The 1,290-nt window shown below is 78.9% G+C and carries 1 protein-coding gene; it reads left to right on the forward strand.

The annotated features are described in order from the left end of the window. Positions 1 to 171: 171 nt before the first annotated feature. A complete protein-coding gene (locus ACI78U_RS24895) occupies positions 172 to 1,164 on the forward strand; it encodes a type IV toxin-antitoxin system AbiEi family antitoxin domain-containing protein (RefSeq protein ID WP_456878128.1) in 993 nt (330 codons plus the stop codon). The last annotated feature ends 126 nt before the right edge of the window (positions 1,165 to 1,290 follow it).

Below are 1,290 nucleotides of genomic sequence, written 5' to 3' on the forward strand. Positions count from 1 at the left end.
CCGGGCCCCAACCACCCGGCGGGCCGGGCCCCCCGCGCGCGGCGGGGCCGCCCCGGGGGGGGGGGGGTGCGGGGGCCCACCGCGGAGTGCGGCCACCCGGCCCGCGCGCCGGCTGTCCACAGATCGCCGAGCGGCGGTCGTCCGGGCGGAGGGCATCGCCAGGCTGGGCCGGTGCACCCCGTCCTCCGCGCCGCGGCCGAGCGCCAGTTCGGCCTGTTCACGACCGTCGACGCCCGCCGGGCGGGATACGGACACGACGAGATCCGGTCCCTGTGCTCCACCGGCAGGTGGGTGAGGCTGCGGCGGGGCGTCTACACGACCGCCGAGCGGCTCGGGGATCTCGGCGCGCGCCGGCACGCTGCCGACTGCCTGGCCGCCCTGCTGTTCCTCGACCGGCCGGACACCGTGATCAGCCACGGCTCGGCAGCGCGACTCCTCGGACTCCCCGTGTGGGACGGCCTCGACCGGACCGTCCGGCTGACCGACCCCGGCCAGTGGCGGGCGAGCGCGACGTTCCGGATGAACTGTGCGCCGCTGAGCGCCGGGGAGGTGGTCCGGCGTGGTCCCTTCCTCCTGACCTCCACGACCCGCACGCTCGTCGACTGTGCTCGGGAGTGGCCACTCGAGCGCGCTGTCGTCGCGATGGACGCCGCCCTGCTCGCCGGAGCGACGACGCACCGGGAGCTGTCCGGCGTCGTCGCGGCTCAGCCCTGCTGGCGGGGTACGCCCCGCGCCCGGCGGGCGATCGCGCTGGCCGACGGACGCGCGGAGTCGCCTCTGGAGACCCGGGGACGGCTCCGCCTCGTCGGATCGGGACTGCCGCCCTCGGAGCTGCAGGTCGAGATCCGCACCGAGGGTCGGCTGGTCGGCGTCGTCGACGCCTGGTTCGACGACGCCGCGGTCGCGGTCGAGTTCGACGGTCGCGTCAAGTACACCGACCCGTGGCGCGAGCGGTCCGCGGGCCAGGTCCTGTGGGACGAGAAGCGGCGCGAGGACGACCTCCGCGCCTTGGGCATCCGCGTCGTCCGGATCGCCGACGCCGACCTCGGCGACCGCTGGCCGGCCGTCGCAGCCGACCTCACCCGCCTCCTGGCCGCGCCGGGACCCGACGTCCGGCGCTTCAGCACCACGCCACGCACGCAGGGTCGACGACGGTCCGCGTGACCACCCGCACCGTGGGGGGGGGGGGGGGGGGGGGGGGGGGGGGGGGGGGGGGGGGGGGGGGGGGGGGGGGGGGGGGGGGGGGGGGGGGGGGGGGGGGGGGGGGGGGGGGGGGGGGGGGGGGGGGGG

The sequence above is a fragment of the Geodermatophilus sp. SYSU D00710 genome, from assembly GCF_054050195.1.